We start from the raw sequence: 18,818 nt of genomic DNA, 5'->3' as shown, positions 1-18,818 counted from the left end.
AGCGGGGCGTCCCGGCCGACCGGGACGCCCCGGGCGCCGGAGCGGCCGCCTGGCGGGACGCCGGCCCGGGAGGGGCTCAGCGGCCGTGCTGGCGGCCGTCGCGCTGTCCGGGGGGCAGCGCCGGGACGTGCCCGCGCGGGGGGTGGTACGGCTGTCGGCCCACGACCTCCCAGTGGCCCGTGGAGGCCGTCGTACGGCCCCAGTTTCCCGTGCCGCGCAGCGTCTCCGAGGTCTCCGGCTCGTCCGAACGGTCCCCGGGCAGGGCCCGGAAGGAGCGGCGGTACTCGGCGTACAGCGCGTCATAGATCGGCGTGGCCGAGCCGCGGTCAGTCGTGTGCGTCGGCCCGTGGTCGTGCGACGGGCGCATGCCGGGGATCTGGTGGGAGTACGGGGCGCGGGAGGAGGGGTCGTATGCGTGCACGTATGTGCCAACGACCCCGATGGCCGCGGGATGCGGCTTTCCTGTGGAAATGGCTGATCGCGAGGGCGGACCGGCCGAATCGGCGGTCCTGCCCCCGCGATCGGGTGGCACGGGAAGGTCAGGTGCCCGCCAGCGGCATCGCCGCGGCGACCAGGGCGTCCTGCGCGGCGGCCTCCTCCAGCGCCTGCCGCATCAGGTCCTCACGGGGCTGATGGCCGATGGTGCCCGCCGGTGCGGCGTACATCAGGACCGTCCGGGCCTTGTTGGCGGCGGTGCGCCAGCCGTCGGAGACCGCCAGCGGCTGATGGGCCTGCCACCAGGCGGCCTGGCTGCCGGCGCTGCCGGGCTGCAGGACGGCGTGCAGCTTGCCCATGGCCAGCAGCGCGGACCAGCCAGGGTTGAGGGTGGGGAGCCGGTTCATGTCCTTCACCGGCTGGAAGCCCTGCTCCATCAGGAGCGGAAGGAAGTCGTCGCTCAGGCCGGCGGATCCGGGGCGGGCGATCGGGCCGTCCGGCTCGACCACCAGGGCGGGGCGCAGATCGTTCTCGATCAGCACCAGACCGCAGGTGATCCCGAGGGTCGCCTGGCGCTCGTTGGTGGGGGCCGGTCCGGTCGGCGCGGTGTCCGGTCCGGGGGTACGGGGGGCGGGGTCCTCGCCGGTGATGGAGCGCACGGCCCCCTGGAGCTGCTCCTCCGACACCGGGACGACCTGCGAGGGGATGCATGTGGCGTGGGCGAACGCGAGCACCGCGGTCTCCTCGCCCACGAACAGGACGGTGCTGGTGCGCTCCTGCTCGCTGTCGCCCGGGGTGCGGCAGGAGGTGCAGTCGTAGCTGCCGGGGGCGTCGCCACCGGCCAGCAGGCGGTCGGCTTCTTCGTCGCCGATCTCGGCGCGAACGTCGTCGCTGACGTCGAGCATGCGCGGCACGGGTGGCTCCTCGATCTCTGTGCGTCTGCCGGGCGGTCTCCCGGCTCGTACAAGGACAACGGGTGACCTGCGGCAGGAGTCACGCGACGACGGGAACAGAATCGAACCAATCCCCGCACAGCGGAAAACCAAGGAAAGGCGCCCAGGAACCGGTCACTTACCGCCAGCTTTCGTGTAGAACGTGGCGCAGTTGGCGGCGTTTTGTACACCGGAGCGGGTGGGACCGGGGCGTGGAGGGCGCGGCGCGACGGTCGGCGGCGGACGGCTGCTTAGCGTCACCGGCTATGTCGGACAACTCTTCGGCGCCGCGGCGCCGCATGGGATCCGCGGGGCTGCTCACCGCGGTGGCCGCGGCCGTGCTCCTGTGCCTCCCAGGTGGCGCCGTCGCCGGCGCGGGGCCGGACGGCGGTGGCGGTGGCGACGGTGGCGGCGGTGGCGGCGCGAAGAAACGTCACGCCTGCGCCGACGACCAGTGGCCCTGGGGCTGCCTCGCCGAGTGCGAGAGCAGCGGCGACTGGCGCACCAACACCGGCAACGGCTACTACGGCGGCCTGCAGTTCTGGCAGCCCACCTGGGAGGCGTTCGGCGGACTGCGCTACGCGCGGCGGGCCGACCTCGCCACCCGCGACGAGCAGATCCACATCGCCAAGAAGGTGCAGGCCGCCCAGGGCTGGGGCGCCTGGCCCGTGTGCGCCAGGCGCTACGGCCTGCTCGCCAAGGCCCGTACCTACGTCGTGCGGCGCGGGGACACGCTCGGCGAGATCGCCCGCACCCACCACGTCAAGGGCGGCTGGCGGGCGCTCTACAAGGCCAACAGGGCGCTCGTGGGCGGCAACCCGAACCGGCTGCGGGTCGGCACCAGGCTGGTGCTTCCCGGACCGGCCGCCCACGGGCACAAGGGGCAGCACCAGCATGCGGCCTCGGAGGAGGGATGGGAATTGTGGCCCGAAGGTTCCCTGCTGTCGCTACCGATGCCCTAACTCTTTTGGAACATCTTGGCGAAAGCCCCCAACCTGGAACCCCGTTTCGCGGTCTTCCTCTGCAGTGAACAGGACGCGTCGTGCCATCGGGAGGGGAGTGCGACGTCGTCCGCGGGCAGCGCGGGAACGACCGGAAGACCAGGGGACGCGGGGACGGATGCACATCTCATTCCTGATTCACAACGCATACGGGATAGGGGGGACGATCCGCACGACGTTCAATCTGGCCCGCACGCTCGCCGAGCGGCACGACGTCGAGATCGTCTCCGTGCTGCGCCACCGCGACGCCCCGGTCTTCGACCTCGGTCCCCGCGTCGCGCTGCGGCACCTCGTGGACGTCCGGGAGTCCGGCCCGGACGGCGCAGACCCCGCGCACGCCCGTCCCGCCAGGGTCTTCCCCGCCGCCGAGGGCCGCTTCGCCCAGTACAGCGAGCTCACCGACCGCCGGATCGCCCAGCATCTGCGGCGCACCGAGGCGGACGTGGTGGTCGGGACCCGGCCCGGACTCAATGTGCACATCGCCCGGCAGACGCGCCGCGGGCCGGTCCGCATCGGCCAGGAGCACCTGACCCTGGACACCCACAGCCGGGCGCTCAAGCTGGCGCTGCGCGGTGCCTATCCGCGCCTGGACGCGGTCACCACCGTCACCGAGGCCGACGCCCGGGCCTACCGCGGCGGGCTGCGACTGCCCGGAGTGCGCATCGAGGCGGTGCCCAACAGCGTGCCCGCGCCCGCCCTCGCGCCCTGCGACGGCAGCGGCAAGTGGGTGGTCGCGGCCGGCCGGCTCGCCCGGGTCAAGCGCTACGACGTCCTCATCCGGGCCTTCGCGCAGGTCGCCGCGGAGCGCCCCGACTGGCGGCTGCGGATATACGGCGGCGGGGCCGAGAAGGCCGCGCTGCGGGCTCTGATAGACGAACTCGGCCTGTACAACCACGTCTTCCTGATGGGCCCGGCCAACCCTTTGGAGCCCGAGTGGGCCAAGGGCTCGATCGCCGCGGTCTCCTCCAGCCTGGAGTCCTTCGGGATGACGATCGTCGAGGCGATGCGGTGCGGTCTGCCGGTCGTGGCCACGGACTGCCCGCACGGGCCCGGCGAGATCATCGCCGACGGGGTGGACGGCAGGCTGGTGCCGGTCGGCGACCCGCAGGCGATGGCCGGCTCGCTGCTCTCGCTGATCAACGACGACGACGCCCGCAAGCGCATGGGCCGCGCCGCGCTGGCCGCGTCCGCCCGTTTCGACCCCGACCGGGTCGCCGGGCGCTATGAGGCCCTCTTCGACGAGCTGCTGGCGCGCCGACGGGCCAACCGGCTGCGTGGCGGGCTGCATCGCGCCCGGGGCGCGCTGCTCAGCGGTGCCTACGCCACCAAGGACGCGGCCCGCACCGTGCTGGGAGGGGTGCGGACGGCATGACCGGGTCGAGCCAGTTGACCGCGACCGGAGACGAGACGAAGGAGTCGGCCGCCATCGATCAGGAACCCACGGCCGCGGGCGCGGGCGGCGACGGCGGCGAGCGGCGGTCCGCCGCGCCGCGGGGACGGGCCGGCGGGGCGAGTGCGCCCGGCGAACTGCGGGCGGACTGCATCGCCGACTCCGCGGGCGGTCTCACCTTCGATCTGACCGCCCCCGAGGGCACTCCGACCGCCTGGAGCGCGGCGCTGGTGCTGCGGCTGCGCGGCGGCGACGGCGCGGACGACGAGGTGCGGCTGCCGCTCGGCCCGAACGGCGCCGGCCGGCTGCGCGCCGTGCTGCCCAGTACCGTCGCGCTCGCCGAGGGCCGCTGGAACGCCTACGCGGACCTTGGCGACGGCCAGGACCCCCGGCGCCTGCTGCCGGGCGTCAACGATCTGCGCTCGCTGGTGGACCGCCGTCCGCTCGCGGGTATCGGACGGCTCGGCGTACGGATCCCGTACGCGACCAAGTTCGGCAATCTCGCGCTGCGCAGCTGGCTGCGCGGACCGCACGCCGAGGCCGGTGACATCCTCGTGGGGCCCGACGGCATGACGGTCTCCGGCCGGCTCTACGGTGCCGTCCCGGCCGCCGGCGCCCGGGCCGAGGCCCGCGCCCGGCGCATACCCGGGCGGACGGGCGACGTCCCGGCCGCCGTCACCGTCCCGCTGACCGTGGACGGCCCGGAGTTCGGCTTCACGCTGCCCTACGCGGAACTGGCCGCCCACTGGGAGCGGGGCAGCGAACCCTGGGACCTGTGGCTGCGCCCCGCCGACGGTGCCCGGCCGGTCCGGATCGCCCGCCTGCTGGACGACGTCGCGGACAAGAAGCAGGTCTTCAGCTACCCGGCGCTGCCGGTGCCGTGCGCGGCCGGCCAGGTCAGGGTCGGCCCGTACTACACACTCGACAACGACCTGGCCGTACGGGTCGCCGGACCGGACGGGAGCTGACGGGGCGTCCGCTGCGGGGCCCCGGACCGGACGGTCCCCGCAGCGGCATCGCGGACCGCGGCTGTCCGCGAACACTGCGAGACTCCGGGCATGTTGGAGACCTCGGCACGTCTGCTCCGCCTGCTCTCGCTGCTGCAGGCCCACCGGGAGTGGTCCGGCCCCGACCTCGCCGCCCGGCTCGACGTCACCCCGCGCACGGTGCGCCGGGACATCGACCGGCTGCGCGAGCTGGGCTACCCCGTCCACTCCGCGCCCGGTACGGCCGGCGGCTACCGGCTCGGCGCCGGCGCCGAACTCCCCCCGCTGCTGCTGGACGACGAGGAGGCGGTGGCGGTCGCCGTCGGGCTGCGCACGGCGGCCGCCGGCGGCGTCGAGGGCATCGAGGAGACCTCCGTACGGGCGCTGGCGAAGCTGGAACAGGTACTGCCGCACCGGCTGCGGCGCCGGGTCGGCGCGCTGAACGCCTTCACCGTCCCGATGCTCGGCGGCCGCGGCCCCCGGGTGGACCCGGGCCTCCTCACCGAGCTCGCACACGCCTGCCGCGACTCCCAGTGCCTGCACTTCGCGTACGAGGCGCACGACGGCACGGTCACCCGCCGCACCGTCGAACCGCACCGCCTGGTCTGCGCCCAGCGCCGCTGGTACCTCGTCGCCTGGGACGCCGACCGCGCGGACTGGCGCACCTACCGTGCCGACCGGATCACCCTCACGCCGCCGCACGGCCCTCGTGTGCCGCCCCGCACCCCACCGGCCGAGGACCTGGCCGGGTATGTCTCGCAGGGCGTCTCCACCCGCGTGTACGCCGAGCGGGCCACCGTGCTGCTGCATGCCCCGGCCGAGGAGGCCGCGGCGCGCATCAGCCCGTCCGCCGGGGTGCTGGAGGCGGTCGACGAGCAGCACTGCCTGCTGCGCACCGGCGCGCACAGCCTCGAGGCGATGGTGGTCCACCTCGTGCTGACCGGCTTCGACTTCGAGGTCCGTGAGCCGCCGGAGCTGCTGGCCGGCATCCGGGAGATCAGGGACCGGCTCTCCCGGGCGCTGTCGCCGGCGCCGCCCGCCGCCCGGCCGCGGGGCGGCGCGGATCCGGAGCCCGAGGGCCGGTAGCCGGAGGGGTGGGCCGACGGACGGACGCCGGGGGAGGGGCGGTGCGCGGCGCCCTGGGCGATGTGCGGGAAATGTGTGCGGAGTGTGTCTCGTTGGCCAATTTTCGTCCGGTCGATAAACGGCGTCCGGTAAAGGGAATCCGTCGTTGCCGGCGGGTTGATTTCCGAACCGGTGTGCGTCGCGTCGCCCGGTGCGGAGGCGCTCGTTCCGTATTTGATCAAGGCGGAATTGGGGCGGTTTTATATTCCACCCGGTTGCCCCATCGCACGGCGCGTACGGGTGACGGAAGTTCCGGCAAACGCCCGAACGTATGCTGTGACACAAGTGTGACCATCGGCGGACCGGAAAGACACCGAGGTGTGCGACCGACGGGCCTTCCGCGGGCCGGAACGGGCGCCTACGGTGGCTGACATGTCTGATGTACCGAACCTTCCGAACAACCCGCAGGACGACATCGGGGCGTATGTCGGCCTCGACCGGCAGGACGCCGAGGAGCGGGCCAGGGCGCGCGGCTGGACCACCGTCCGCTCGTTGCCGCCGGGCGCGATCATCACCATGGAGTACCTCGCCGGCCGGCTCAACTTCGAGGTCGAGGACGGTGCGGTGCACCGCAGCTGGCAGGGCTGAGCGCCCCGCGCGGACGACCAAGGCCCCGGCCGCTCCAGAGGGGAGCGGCCGGGGCCTTGGCTTGCGGGGTGGGGGTGTGCGTACCGGCCCCGCGGTCGGGGGGGGCGGTCAGCCGCCTGAGTTGCGGCCGCGCCCGGACGTCGGGCTCAGCGGCGTGGTGCGCGGGACGCGGTCCGCGTGCGGCGGCCGCCGGCTGCCGCCCGCCGGGGTGACCGGGGTGCGCTCCGAGCGGATGGTGTACGGGCGCGACGGGTGGTGCGGCCAGCTCTCCGGGGCGTGGCCGGCGGAGCGGCCGCCGGTGCCGGCGCCGATCGTCTCGCGTACGAGCACCTCGCCGTCGGGGGCGATGCGCTGGCGGGAGACCCCCGGGGCCAGCGAACCGGCCGGCAGCGGGCCGCGCAGCGAATCGGGGCGCAACCGCAGCCACAGCCGCAGCAGGATGCCCATGAGGCGGTCCTCCACCCAGGTGACGCCGGGCTCCAGCCAGGGCATCGCCAGCAGCACCAGCAGCCCCGCGGCCCAGCCCAGCAGCACATCGCTGACCCAGTGCGTACCGAGGTAGACGGTCGTCATGCCGACGCCCAGCGCGCCCAGCGCGGCGATCACCGACAGCGTGCGGCGGCGCAGCGGGGTGGTCGCCAGATAGGCGAGCACGCCCCAGGTGACCACGGCGTTCGCGGTGTGGCCCGAGGGGAATATGTCGCCGCCCAGCCACATCTCGTTGGCGCCGACGGTCGTCGCGTAGTGCGGGCCGAGCCGGCTCATGCCGAGCTTGGCGGCTCCCACGGTGATGTTGAGCAGCAGCAGCGAGGCGCCGAGCACCAGCAGGGGGTGGAGGTTGCGCTGGCGCCAGCAGCGCCAGCCGAGCCAGGCCGCCACCGCCACCGCGGTCGGGCCGCGCTGGCCCAGCACCACGAAGTAGTCGAGGAAGGCATGGATCTCCGGCCACTGCTTGTACGGCCGGAAGAACATGACTTGCCAGTCGAAGGCGACCAGCCACGAAGTGGTCAGCACTCCGACCACGATCGCCGCGTACACCGCCAGCGTGCCGCCGAACAGCCATTGGCGGGTCCGGGTCATCTGCGGTGGCCGGGCGCGATCGGTCGGGCGCTCCTCCATCTGGTCGAGCTTCTCATCGGTACGCACTCAATCGACGTTACCGCGTGTGATGTAGGTGCTTGGTCAAACTGTGCGCTTTGTAATGACGATGTGATGTGGAATGCGTCTCAAACGAGGCTTCGTCTCAGGGATTTGGATGTGAATTCACAGCGATACTCAATCCCTTCCGGACACTCTCGTGTCGGCGCGCTCAGCGCCTTATCTGCTTTTCTCCCGCGGAGTTTATCCGTCATTTGCCCGGGCGCCGTGTGATGTTTCCCCCGGGGCGCGGACCACGGAGCGGGATCTTCCGCTCGGCGTGACCGGAAGATGATCACGGGGGTCCCGATCCGTTCAGCCAGAACGCCCCGTAGACCGCGGAGCCCGCGGCCACCAGCCCGATGAGCAGCCGGCGCGGCCCCGGGCGCCAGTCCGCGAGCCCCGCCGCCAGCGGCAGCAGCAGCGGATAGGCCGGCATCATCAGCCGCGGCTTGGAGCCGAAGTAGCCCTTGGCGGTCAGCGCGAGCAGCAGTACCAGCCCGCCGTAGACCGCCAGCGGCAGCGGCTGGCCCCGTCGTACGCCGCGCACATACAGCCAGACCACCAGGCCGACGCCGGCGAGCAGGGCGAGGCCGGCCGCGAGGGCGGGGCCCGACAGCAGGTCCGCCACGAAGGCGCCGAACGCGACACCGCCGTCGAAGCCGTTGCCCCAGCCGCCCTGGACGTCCAGATAGCCGGTGGGCGAGCCCTGCCGCACGCCCACCCACAGGAAGTAGCCGCACCAGCCGAGCGGCGCCAGCAGCACGCCCGTCAGCATTCCCCGGTGCCGGCGCAGTGCCGTGCGCAGCCGCATACCGCCGGCCCGCTCCTGGCGCAGGATGACCACCGCGGTGATCCACACGGCCGCCACCACGGCCGCACCCACCGGCCGGGTCAGCCCGGCCAGCGACGTCAGCACCCCCGCGCTCACCCAGCGCCCGGTCAGTACGCAGTACAGGCTCCAGGCGGCGAGCGCGGTGAACAGCGACTCGGAGTACGCCATCGACTGCACGACGCCGACCGGCAGCGCGGCCCACAGCGCCGCCAGCGCGACCCCGGCCCGCGGCCCGTGCAGCCGTTCACCGGTCGCGTACAGCGCCCAGGCCGCGCCCAGCGACGCCAGCCAGGCCACCGCCATCCCGGCGTCGGCCGGCGACAGCGGCGAGATCGCCGACAGGCCCCGCTCCAGCCACGGCAGCAGCGGGAAGAACGCCAGGTTGGAGTGGACGTCGCCGCCGGGCAGCTGGACGGCGTAGCCGTAGCCCTGCTCGGCGACGCGGGTGTACCAGAGGGAGTCCCAGCGGGCGGTCAGCAGGGTGTGCCAGTTCTTGCCGTCGGCGGCCGACCAGAGGGCGAGCACGGCCAGGCCGAGCAGCCGGATCGCCGCGTAGGCGGCCAGCGCGGGCGCGGCTCGGCGCAGCGCGGCCCGTACGGCGGGGCCCTCGCGCAGTATCCGGCCGGGAACCCCGACCGAGGCAAGGTCGTTCATCCGGACGATTATCCAGGTGGCCGAAGAACGTACACCGACCGCGGGTGGGGGAACGGACGGCGCTGCGATGAGCGTCTCATCGTGAGGTGAGCCACGCGGCACGTTCGGTGACTCGCGTAGTCTGACGTCTCAACTCGCCCGTGCCGCCGGTTCCACCGGGGCGTTTTTCGCGCCCTGATCCATGGCCGCGAGAGCATGACTGGAGGTGCTATGTCCGGGACGACCGCGTCCGGCAGTGGACGGACGGCTGGTGTTCCCCGGCTTTCAGGCGGCGGTGTGAACCGCTGGACCGTGCTGATCGTGCTGTGCGTCAGCCTGCTCTTCGTCGCACTGGACACCACGATCCTCTACGTCGCCGTGCCCTCCGTCACCGAGGACCTGCGGCCGGGACCGGTCGAGCTGCTCTGGATCGTGGATGTCTATCCGCTGATCGCGGCCTCGCTGCTGATCCTCTTCGGCACCCTCGGTGATCGCGTCGGCCGCCGTCGCATCCTCCTGCTCGGCTACGGCCTCTTCGGCCTGGCCTCCGCTGCCGCGGCGCTCGCGCCCAACCCCCAGATCCTCATGGTGGCCCGCGCCCTGCTCGGCATCGGCGGCGCGATGATCATGCCCGCGACGCTGTCGATCCTGCGGCAGGTCTTCCCCGACCGACGCGAGCGCGCGGTGGCCATCGGCGTGTGGAGCGCGGTGGCCGCGGTCGGCGCCGCGGTCGGCCCGGTCCTGGGCGGCTTCCTCGTCGAGAACTTCTGGTGGGGCTCGGTCTTCCTCATCAACATCCCGATGATGGCCGCGATGCTGCTGATAGGCCGGTGGCTGCTGCCGGAGTCGCGCGGTGAGCGCAACGGCCCCTGGGACGTGATCGGCGCGGTGGTCGCGGCGCTCGGCGTGCTGGGCATCGTCCTCGGCGTCAAGCGGATCGGCAGCGGTATGGCCGTGGTGGGCCCGACCACGCTGCTGCCCATCGTCCTCGGCGCCCTGCTGCTGATCCTCTTCGTACGACGCCAGCGCCGGCGCGCGCACCCGCTGATCGACATGCGGCTGTTCTCCCGGCCCGCGTTCGGCACCTCCGTCGGCTGCATCGTGCTGGCCATGCTCGCGCTGGTGGGCCTGCAGCTGATCGCCGTCCAGTACCTCCAGCTGGTGCTCGGCCTCAGCCCTCTGGAGACCGGGCTGCGGATGCTGCCGCTGGTCTTCGCGGCGATGGCCGCCGGCCTGACCGGCTCGAAGATGCTGCAGGCCCTCGGCCCGCGTGCGATGGTCTCGCTCGGCTTCGTGCTGACCGCCGTCGCCGTGCTGTGTCTGACCGCGATGAGCAGCCAGGACCGCCCCTGGCTGCTGGCCTGCGGCTTCGTCCTGCTCGGCTTCGGTTTCCAGTCCACGCTGTTCGGGGCGTACGAATCGATGCTCAGCGAGGCCCCCGCGGAGCAGTCCGGCGGCGCCGCCGCCATCGGTGAGACCTCCTACCAGCTCGGCGCCGGCATCGGTGTCGCCCTGCTCGGCAGCGTGATGAACGCCGCCTACGCCCCGGGCCTGGCGGATGTCGACGGCGTCCCCGGCAAGGCCTCCGCCTCGGCCGCGCACTCCCTGGGCGAGGCCTACAAGGTGGCCGCGGGCCTGGACGGAGCCGCCCGGGAGGCGCTGCGGGAGGCCGCACGCGACTCCTTCGTCCGCGGGCTGCACGTCACCCTCGTCGCCAGCGCGCTGCTGCTGCTGGTTGGCGCCGCGATCGCGCTGCGGCTGCCGCGCCGGGCCGCGGATTCCACGGAGCGGGCGGAGACCGAGGGCGACAGTGCCCAGGGCGAGGGCGCGGTGTCGGGCGCCGGCGAGCCCGCCCCGGCGAGGTCCGGCAGCTGAACCGCACCGCGCGGCGGTGACCCTTGCCGCGCGGCACCCCGGGCCGTACCGTCGGACGCGCTATAACTACCACTGCTAGTTTTTCGCGCGAGCGCTGAACCCCGCCGGAGGCCCGCCATGTCCGCACAGCCGTCCGCACAGTCCTCGACGGTCCCGCCATTCGACCCCGGCGACCCCCTGGGCATCGACGATCTGCTCACCGACGAGGACCGTGCGGTCCGCGACACCGTCCGCCGGTGGGCCGCCGACCGCGTCCTGCCGCACATCGCCCAGTGGTACGAGGCGGGCGAGCTGCCCGGTATCCGCGAACTGGCCCGCGAGCTCGGCTCGATCGGCGCGCTGGGGATGTCCCTGAAGGGCTACGGCTGCGCCGGCGCCTCCGCCGTCCAGTACGGACTGGCCTGCCTGGAGCTGGAGGCCGCCGACTCCGGCATCCGTTCGCTGGTCTCCGTCCAGGGCTCGCTCGCCATGTACGCCATCTGGCGCTTCGGCTCCGAGGAGCAGAAGCAGCAGTGGCTGCCCCGGATGGCGTCCGGCGAGGTGATCGGCTGCTTCGGCCTGACCGAACCGGACCACGGCTCCGACCCCGCGGGGATGCGCACACACGCCAAGCGCGCGGGCACGGACTGGGTGCTCAACGGGCGCAAGATGTGGATCACCAACGGCTCGGTGGCCGGTGTCGCGGTGGTCTGGGCCGGGACCGACGAGGGCATCCGGGGCTTCGTGGTCCCGGCCGGCACCCCGGGCTTGTCCACCCCGGAGATCAAGCACAAGTGGTCCCTGCGCGCCTCGGTGACCAGCGAACTCGTGCTGGAGGACGTACGGCTGCCGGCCGATGCGGTGCTCCCCGAGGTCACCGGCCTGCGCGGCCCGCTCGGCTGCCTCAGCCACGCCCGCTACGGCATCGTGTGGGGCTCCATGGGCGCCGCACGCGCCAGTTTCGAGGCGGCGCTGGACTATGCGAAGGTCCGGGAGCAGTTCGGCAAGCCGATCGGCGGCTTCCAGCTCACCCAGGCCAAGCTCGCCGACATGGCCGTCGAACTGCACAAGGGGATCCTGCTGGCCCACCATCTGGGGCTGCGGATGGACGCGGGGCGGCTGCGCCCCGAGCAGATCAGCTTCGGCAAGCTGAACAACGTGCGGGAGGCGATCGAGATCTGCCGCACGGCGCGCACGATCCTCGGCGCCAACGGCATCTCGCTGGAGTACCCCGTCATGCGGCACGCGACCAACCTCGAATCGGTGCTCACCTACGAGGGCACCGTCGAGATGCACCAGCTGGTGCTGGGCAAGGCGCTCACCGGCCTGGACGCCTTCCGGTGAGCGGCCCCGCCCCTAACTCTGGTTGAAGAATCCGCCGTTGCGGTGGTCGTGGGTCTCTCCGCTGAGCACCTTGTAGTCGGCGGGGGTGAGCAGGAAGACCCGGGTGGCCACCCGCTCGATCGATCCGCGCAGGCCGAAGGTCAGGCCGGCCGCGAAGTCCACCACGCGCTTGGCGTCGGCGGGCTCCATGGACGTCAGATTGACGATCACCGGGACGCCGTCCCGGAAGAGCTCGCCGATGCCGCGGGCGTCCCGGAAGCTCTCCGGGGTGACCGTGGCGATGCGGGTCCCCTGGTCCTGGGCGGTCGCGTCGGCCACCCGGACCCGGGGGTCGGTCACCCAGGGGCTGCTGCCGCCCGAGTCACCGGCATGGGGTCCCTCGGCGTAGTCGTCGTCGTAGTAGCGCTCGTCATCACTGTCGTCGACGAGGCCAAGCCAGGCACTCGCCTTGCGCACCGATCCCATTGACGCCTCCTCTCACCCGCGGTGTCTGCGTGTCCGCCCCTATCGTCGTCCATGAGGCGGAGGGTGTGCCAAGTGGATAGCCGCCGCACGGGGGGTTCGTGACACATCTGGTGCAAAGAGGGTGGCGCGCCATCAGCTTCCGCGCCCTGTAAGGGAACTGACAGTATGAAGAACATCACGGTCGGTACCCGATCGAGTGATGTCGAGTGATGTCGGCAATTGGCTGATGCGCGAGGGGCGTGCGGCTCACTTGATCTCCGGTGGGCTGATCTGCGACGTCGTGATCGCCGAGGCGCCGGTGCCCCACTTCTTCAGGATCCGGTCGTAGGTGCCGTCCTTGCGCAGCCGGTTGACCGCGGCCTGGAAGGCCGGCGCCGGCGGGGTGCCCTTCTTGAACGCGAAGCCCACGTCGAGCCGTTTGAACTCGTTGAGGAACCGCAGGCCCGGCTGCCGGCCGACGGCGTAGCGCAGCCCGTTGACGGTGCTCATCACCACGTCGCTGCGACCCTGCTGCAGCGAGATCCACGGCGCGCCCTGCTCGGCGTAGGTCTTGACGTCGTACGGCCGTTCGCCGGCCTTGGCGCACTGCTGCTTGTTCGCCTCCAGTGTCGCCTCGAAGGTGGTGCCGGCGCCGGTGGCGACCGTCAGCCCGCACAGCTGCCGCAGCGAGGTGACCTTCTTCAGCGGGCTGTCCTCGCGGGCCGCGAAGCCCTGGCCGTCGTTGACGTAGGTGACGAAGTCGATGGTCCGGCGGCGCTCGTCGGTGACGCCGAAGTTGCCGGTGCCCACGTCGTACTTGCCGCTGCCCAGGGCCGGCAGGATCGCCTCGAAGCTCGCCACCTCGCGGTCGATGCGCAGGCCGAGGACCTTGCCGACCGCGTCGGCGAAGTCGATGTCCTGACCGGCCGGCGTCCTGCCGTCGGGCAGGTACGTGGCGCCGGGCGGGGTGCCCACGCTCCCGTACGGCGGACCGCGATGGTCGAGGTCCGTTCGGTCCGCAAGCGCTTCGGTGCGCTCGACGTCATCAAGGACCTGGCGCACCAGGGAACCACCATGATCGTCGTCACCCATGAGATCGGCTTCGCCCGCGAGGTCGCCGACACCGTCGTCTTCATGGACGACGGACGGATCGTCGAGCAGGGCCCGCCCACCGAGGTCCTCGACCACCCGCGCATGAGCGCACCAAGTCCTTTCTCGCCAAGGTCCTTTGAGGATGAGGAGCACTTCGATGCACCGCCGCCGCCCGGGAGCCCCGCAGGTCGCCCCGCCCTGGCACCGCCGGCCGGCCGGCGCCCGGTGCGCTCGCCGGGCGCCCGGCGTATGCAAGGGTGGACGGCCATGAGCACCCACGCACCCCAGGAGTGGCGGGACTGGCACGCCCGGCGCGTCGCCGCCGTCTCCGGCCCCTACGGCCCGCTCGCCCTGACCGGGGCGCACTGGCTGGCCGACCACCCCGACGGCCGGATCGAGGGTCTGCCGGGCATCTGGACCGAGCAGGGCGACGGGGTCGTGCTGCGGGCCGCGGCCGGGGACGGTCTCACCGTCGACGGCGAGCCGGCGGACGGTGAGTTCCACCTCGGACAGGACGGCGACCCCACCGCCACCCGGGTGGCGGTGGGCGAGCGCCATCTGCTGGTGCTGCGGCGCGAGGACCGGTGGGCGGTGCGCGACTACGATCCGGACGCGGCCGCCCGCCGCGCCTTCGCCGGGATCGAGGTCTACGAGTACGACGAGCGCTGGGTGCGGCCGGGACTGTTCCGCCCGTACGCGCAGGGCCGCACGGTCCGTGTCCCGCACGCCGACGGACAGCGGCGCGGCCTCGGGCTCGCCGGTGAACTCGCCTTCACCGTGGCGGGGGACGAGCACACCCTCCAGGTCGCGGTCGAGGGCGACGGCTCCCTGTGGGCGGTGCTCGCCGACGACACCAGCGGCACCGACAGCTACCGCTTCCGCTTTCTGCGGCCGCCCGCCCCCGCCGAGGACGGCACCGTCACCGTCGACTTCAACCGCACCCTGCTGCCGCCGTGCGCGTTCGCCGACCACTTCCTGTGCCCCTTCCCGCCGCCCGGCAACACCCTGCCGATCGCGCTGCGCGCGGGGGAGCGGAACCGAATCGTCCACTGATTCGTCCCATCGCCCGACCGAGGGGGTCAGCACCGCCCCGGCAGCCGTCAACGAGGCTGCCGGGGCGGCGTGTTGGGGGCGGTGGCGCGGCGGGTGCCGGGACGAAACATTCGTGACGCCCTCTTGCGCGGCGGGGGCGGGGCGCCCGAAACTCCGCTCAGCGCTTGTCAGGGGCACGCTGAAACGAACGTGCGGATTCCCGCGTGCCCTTCGGCTGCGCCTCACCGGGCCGCTCACCCGCGGCCCCCCGATCCCCCTCGGAGGAATCAGTGAGGAACGAGCGCACCACCCCCCGCAGCGGCGTAGCGAGACGCACCCGGCTGATCGCCGTGGCGTCCGGACTGGTGGCCGTCGGGGCCATCGCCATCCCGACCGCCAACGCCCAGAACCCCGCCCCCGCCAAGACGTTCAGCGCCGCCCAGCTCACGGCCGCCGGCAACGCGGTACGCGCCGCGGACATCGCCGGCACCGCCTGGCGGGTCGACAGTGCGACCCGCACCCTGGTCGTCACCGCCGACCGCACCGTCTCCCAGGCCGAGATCGCCAAGATCGAGCGGGCCGCGGGCGGCAACGCCGCGGCGGTCCGCATCGACCGGATCGCGGGCACCTTCCGCAAGTTCGTCTCCGGCGGCGACGCCATCTACGCCCCCAGCTGGCGCTGCTCGCTGGGCTTCAACGTCCGCAGCGGCAGCACCTACTACCTGCTGACGGCCGGTCACTGCACCGACGGCAATCCGCCGTGGTACACCAACTCCTCGCACACCACGAGCATCGGCCCGACCGCGGGATCCAGCTTCCCGGGCAACGACTACGGCATCGTGAAGTACACCAACACCTCCGTGGCCCACCCCGGGACGGTCGGCAGCCAGGACATCACCAGCGCCGGCACCCCGAGCGTCGGCCAGACGGTCACCCGCCGCGGCTCGACCACCGGCACCCACAGCGGCAAGGTCACCGCGCTGAACGCCACCGTCAACTACGGCGGCGGCGACATCGTCTCCGGACTCATCCAGACCACCGTCTGCGCCGAACCCGGCGACAGCGGCGGCCCCCTCTACTCCGGGACCAAGGCGCTCGGCCTCACCTCCGGCGGCAGCGGCGACTGCACGTCCGGCGGCACCACCTTCTTCCAGCCCGTCACCGAGGCGCTCAGCGCGTACGGCGTGAGCGTCTACTGACGCCGACCGGCTGATCTCCGTTCCTGCGCACCGCCGGAACCCAGGCCTGGGTTCCGGCGGTGCGTGGCCCCCGTCCGCGTTGGGGTCTCCCCTGCTCGAGCGAAGTCGAGAGCTTGGGGAAGGACGGGGCCCGACCGCGTCCGCCGCGCGCCTCGACCCCCCTCCGGGCCGGGCATACCATGGAAAGCAAGCCCGAATCGGACGGCATACGGCACACATCAGGGAGCCGTGATGGTCGAAGAACTGGTGACGGCGGGGGTGGGGCTGGCCTGCGCCGGTGCGGTGTACTTCATCGCCGCGGCGCGAGTGGTCAAGCAGTACGAACGCGGGGTGGTGCTCCGGCTGGGGCGGCTGGCGTCCGCGGTGCGGGAACCGGGCTTCACCATGATCATTCCGGGCATCGACCGGATGCGTAAGGTCAACATGCAGATCGTCACGATGCCGGTGCCCGCCCAGGAGGGCATCACCCGCGACAACGTCACGGTCCGGGTCGACGCGGTGGTCTACTTCAAGGTCGTGGACGCCGCCGACGCGGTCGTCCGGGTCGAGGACTACCGCTTCGCGGTCTCCCAGATGGCCCAGACCTCGCTGCGGTCGATCATCGGCAAGAGCGAACTGGACGATCTGCTGTCGAACCGCGAGAAGCTCAACCAGGGGCTGGAGCTGATGATGGACAGCCCGGCCATCGGCTGGGGAGTCACCGTCGACCGGGTGGAGATCAAGGACGTCTCGCTGCCGGAGACGATGAAGCGCTCGATGGCCCGCCAGGCGGAGGCGACCCGGGACCGGCGCGCCCGGGTGATCAACGCCGACGCCGAGCTGCAGGCCTCCAGGAAGCTGGCCGAGGCCGCCGCGGCGATGTCCGACCAGCCCGCCGCCCTGCAACTGCGGCTGCTGCAGACCGTGGTGGCGGTCGCCGCCGAGAAGAACTCCACCCTGGTCCTGCCCTTCCCCGTGGAGCTGCTGCGGTTCCTGGAGCGCTCCGGGCTGCAGGCCCAGGCGCAGACCGCGCAGGCCGAGGCGGCGGCCGGGCGGGAGAGCGCGCGGCAGCCGGCCACCGGGGCCGCCCCGAAGGAGCCGCGCCCGCCCGCCGAGGAGTCGCGCCCGCCCGTCGCGGGCGGCCTCGACGCCGAGGCCGACCGTGTGCTGTCGGCGCGGCTGGAGGAGCTCCCGGAGGCGGAGGAGCTGCCGTGAGCGGTAGCGCGCGCCCGTAGTCACGCTCCCGTCGGACGGGCGGCGCCCAGGCCCCCTCTCCTCGTCGGAGGGGGCTCTTTTCCGGCCAGACGCGGTCCTCACACTTCGCGCACCGCCGCGATCCCCGCATGCCCGCTGATGTCCGCACTCAGGATCGGAGTGCGCGGATATCGGTGTGGCGGCGATGTGATGAAAACGTGAACTCCCGGACGTGAGACCGGAACTCGGTCTTGTGCACGAGTGAGACGGATGGGAATACTCGGCTCCGCACGTTGGCATGGACGCGACTCCCCCGAGGCGCTGCTCCGCGGGGCGGATCCATCCGTGTCCCGAACCTCACTCTCCGGGCCCGTGCCACTCCCCACAGTCCGGGCCCGTCCCCCCACGGGAGGCTCTGAGTTGAAGCACCGACGCATACCCAACCGGCGCGCCGTAGTGGCGGCCGCGGGAGCGCTCGCGCTCGCCGCCACCGCCACCGTCACCCTGGCCAACGCCAACGCGGCCCCCGCCCCCACGGTGGCCAAGCTGAGCTCCGCCGCGGCGACCACCCTGGCGTCCCAGCTCAAGACCGGCACGGCCGGGGCGTTCTACGACGCCAAGGCCGAGAAGCTGGTGGTCAACGTCGTCAGCCAGGCGGCGGCCGAGACCGTACGGTCCAAGGGCGCAGAGGCCAGACTCGTCAAGCACACGCTGGCCCAGCTCGACTCGGCCCGGCAGACGCTGAAGTCCAAGGCGACCATCCCCGGGACCTCCTGGGGCATCGATCCGCGGAGCAACAAGGTCGTGGTGACCGCCGACCGCACGGTCAAGGGCGCCGAGCTGGACCGCCTCGCACAGGTGGCCAAGTCCCTCGGCGACAAGGTCGAACTCCGCCGCAGCAAGGGCGAGTTCACCCCCTTCATCGGCGGTGGCGACGCGATCTGGGGCAGCGGCGCCCGCTGCTCGCTCGGCTTCAACGTCGTCAAGGACGGCCAGCCCTACTTCCTGACGGCCGGCCACTGCGGCAACGCCGTCCAGAGCTGGTCGGACAAGCAGGGCGGCTCGGAGATCGCGACCACCGAGAAGTCCAGCTTCCCCGGTGACGACTACTCCATCGCCAAGTACACGGGTGACACCGCGCACCCCAGCGAGGTCGACCTCTACAACGGCAGCACGCAGAAGATCACCAAGGCCGCGGAGGCCACCGTCGGCGAGAAGGTGCAGCGCAGTGGCAGCACCACCCAGGTGCACGACGGCACCGTCAAGGCGCTGAACGCCACCGTCAACTACCAGGAGGGCACCGTCGAGGGCCTGATCCAGACCGACGTCTGCGCCGAGCCCGGCGACAGCGGCGGCGCGCTCTTCGACGGCGAGTCCGCGCTCGGCCTCACCTCCGGCGGCAGCGGCGACTGCTCCGGTGGCGGCGAGACCTTCTTCCAGCCGGTGCCGGAGGCCCTGGAGGCCTACGGCGCGCAGATCGGCTGACAGGTACGGCGCGCCGTGCCCACGGCATGGCAGCGGGGGGGGGGGGGGGGGGGGGGGGGGGGGGGGGGGGGGGGGCGCGGGGGGGGGGGGGGGGGGGGGGGGGGGGGGGGGGGAGGGGGGTTGGCGGGGGGGG

At 72.7% G+C, this 18,818-nt stretch carries 17 protein-coding genes; 11 read left to right on the top strand and 6 right to left on the bottom strand.

Translation table 11 applies throughout. The annotated features are described in order from the left end of the window. Positions 1-76 precede the first annotated feature (76 nt). Complete coding sequence (locus AC0680_RS25575; RefSeq protein ID WP_478632858.1) at positions 77-421, bottom strand: hypothetical protein; 345 nt, start codon at positions 419-421, stop codon at positions 77-79. A 118-nt stretch (positions 422-539) separates the two neighbouring features. Next, positions 540-1,349 carry a hypothetical protein gene (locus AC0680_RS25570; protein ID WP_478632855.1) on the bottom strand — a complete coding sequence of 270 codons (810 nt, stop codon included), beginning with the start codon at positions 1,347-1,349 and terminating at the stop codon, positions 540-542. Between the two features lie 284 nt (positions 1,350-1,633). On the opposite strand from AC0680_RS25570, the gene AC0680_RS25565 reads away from it, so the two are divergent. The 5 genes from AC0680_RS25565 (at position 1,634) to AC0680_RS25545 (ending at position 6,457) form a co-directional block, all read left to right on the top strand. After that, positions 1,634-2,329 carry a transglycosylase family protein gene (locus AC0680_RS25565; protein WP_478632853.1) on the top strand — a complete coding sequence of 232 codons (696 nt, stop codon included), beginning with the start codon at positions 1,634-1,636 and terminating at the stop codon, positions 2,327-2,329. A gap of 157 nt (positions 2,330-2,486) precedes the next feature. After that, positions 2,487-3,740: a glycosyltransferase family 4 protein gene (locus AC0680_RS25560; RefSeq protein ID WP_478632851.1), complete on the top strand. Its 1,254-nt coding sequence runs from the start codon at positions 2,487-2,489 to the stop codon at positions 3,738-3,740. Beyond that, positions 3,737-4,726: a hypothetical protein gene (locus AC0680_RS25555; RefSeq protein WP_478632848.1), complete on the top strand. Its 990-nt coding sequence runs from the start codon at positions 3,737-3,739 to the stop codon at positions 4,724-4,726. The genes AC0680_RS25560 and AC0680_RS25555 overlap by 4 nt, the downstream gene beginning before the upstream one ends. 90 nt (positions 4,727-4,816) lie before the next feature. Beyond that, the gene (locus tag AC0680_RS25550; RefSeq protein ID WP_478632846.1) at positions 4,817-5,830 is read left to right on the top strand and encodes a helix-turn-helix transcriptional regulator; all 1,014 of its coding nucleotides are present in this window, start codon (positions 4,817-4,819) and stop codon (positions 5,828-5,830) included. Positions 5,831-6,241: 411 nt separating this feature from the next. Further along, entirely contained in the window at positions 6,242-6,457 is a 216-nt protein-coding gene (locus AC0680_RS25545; RefSeq protein ID WP_384439686.1) for an I78 family peptidase inhibitor, read from the top strand. 108 nt (positions 6,458-6,565) lie between these two features. Here AC0680_RS25545 and AC0680_RS25540 read toward each other — a convergent pair whose 3' ends face one another. Together AC0680_RS25540 and AC0680_RS25535 are read right to left on the bottom strand one after the other, a co-directional pair. Continuing rightward, entirely contained in the window at positions 6,566-7,603 is a 1,038-nt protein-coding gene (locus AC0680_RS25540) for a phosphatase PAP2 family protein (RefSeq protein WP_478632843.1), read from the bottom strand. Between the two features lie 286 nt (positions 7,604-7,889). After that, entirely contained in the window at positions 7,890-9,083 is a 1,194-nt protein-coding gene (locus AC0680_RS25535; protein WP_478632841.1) for a hypothetical protein, read from the bottom strand. Between the two features lie 210 nt (positions 9,084-9,293). Between AC0680_RS25535 and AC0680_RS25530 the strand changes: the two genes are divergently transcribed. Together AC0680_RS25530 and AC0680_RS25525 are read left to right on the top strand one after the other, a co-directional pair. Then, positions 9,294-10,937 carry an MFS transporter gene (locus AC0680_RS25530; protein ID WP_478632839.1) on the top strand — a complete coding sequence of 548 codons (1,644 nt, stop codon included), beginning with the start codon at positions 9,294-9,296 and terminating at the stop codon, positions 10,935-10,937. A 117-nt stretch (positions 10,938-11,054) separates the two neighbouring features. Further along, the gene (locus AC0680_RS25525) at positions 11,055-12,260 is read left to right on the top strand and encodes an acyl-CoA dehydrogenase family protein (RefSeq protein WP_478632836.1); all 1,206 of its coding nucleotides are present in this window, start codon (positions 11,055-11,057) and stop codon (positions 12,258-12,260) included. Between the two features lie 12 nt (positions 12,261-12,272). On the opposite strand, the gene AC0680_RS25520 is transcribed toward AC0680_RS25525, so the two are convergent. Together AC0680_RS25520 and AC0680_RS25515 are read right to left on the bottom strand one after the other, a co-directional pair. Then, positions 12,273-12,725: a cell division protein SepF gene (locus tag AC0680_RS25520; protein WP_384435803.1), complete on the bottom strand. Its 453-nt coding sequence runs from the start codon at positions 12,723-12,725 to the stop codon at positions 12,273-12,275. A gap of 246 nt (positions 12,726-12,971) precedes the next feature. Beyond that, the gene (locus AC0680_RS25515; RefSeq protein ID WP_478632944.1) at positions 12,972-13,796 is read right to left on the bottom strand and encodes an ABC transporter substrate-binding protein; all 825 of its coding nucleotides are present in this window, start codon (positions 13,794-13,796) and stop codon (positions 12,972-12,974) included. Positions 13,797-14,063: 267 nt separating this feature from the next. Between AC0680_RS25515 and AC0680_RS25510 the strand changes: the two genes are divergently transcribed. The 4 genes from AC0680_RS25510 to AC0680_RS25495 all read left to right on the top strand — a co-directional run bounded on the left by AC0680_RS25510 (position 14,064) and on the right by AC0680_RS25495 (position 18,685). Continuing rightward, positions 14,064-14,849 carry a DUF1684 domain-containing protein gene (locus AC0680_RS25510; RefSeq protein WP_478632833.1) on the top strand — a complete coding sequence of 262 codons (786 nt, stop codon included), beginning with the start codon at positions 14,064-14,066 and terminating at the stop codon, positions 14,847-14,849. Between the two features lie 269 nt (positions 14,850-15,118). Next, positions 15,119-16,027: a S1 family peptidase gene (locus AC0680_RS25505; protein ID WP_478632830.1), complete on the top strand. Its 909-nt coding sequence runs from the start codon at positions 15,119-15,121 to the stop codon at positions 16,025-16,027. Between the two features lie 231 nt (positions 16,028-16,258). Next, positions 16,259-17,221, top strand: coding sequence for a slipin family protein (locus AC0680_RS25500; protein WP_478632827.1), 963 nt, complete (start codon positions 16,259-16,261; stop codon positions 17,219-17,221). A gap of 399 nt (positions 17,222-17,620) precedes the next feature. After that, positions 17,621-18,685 carry a S1 family peptidase gene (locus AC0680_RS25495; RefSeq protein ID WP_478632824.1) on the top strand — a complete coding sequence of 355 codons (1,065 nt, stop codon included), beginning with the start codon at positions 17,621-17,623 and terminating at the stop codon, positions 18,683-18,685. Positions 18,686-18,818 lie beyond the last annotated feature (133 nt).

The sequence above is a fragment of the Streptomyces sp. NPDC043738 genome, from assembly GCF_056436545.1.
Note: the sequence above shows the minus strand (reverse complement) of the source record. Positions and strands in the feature narration are given on the sequence as shown.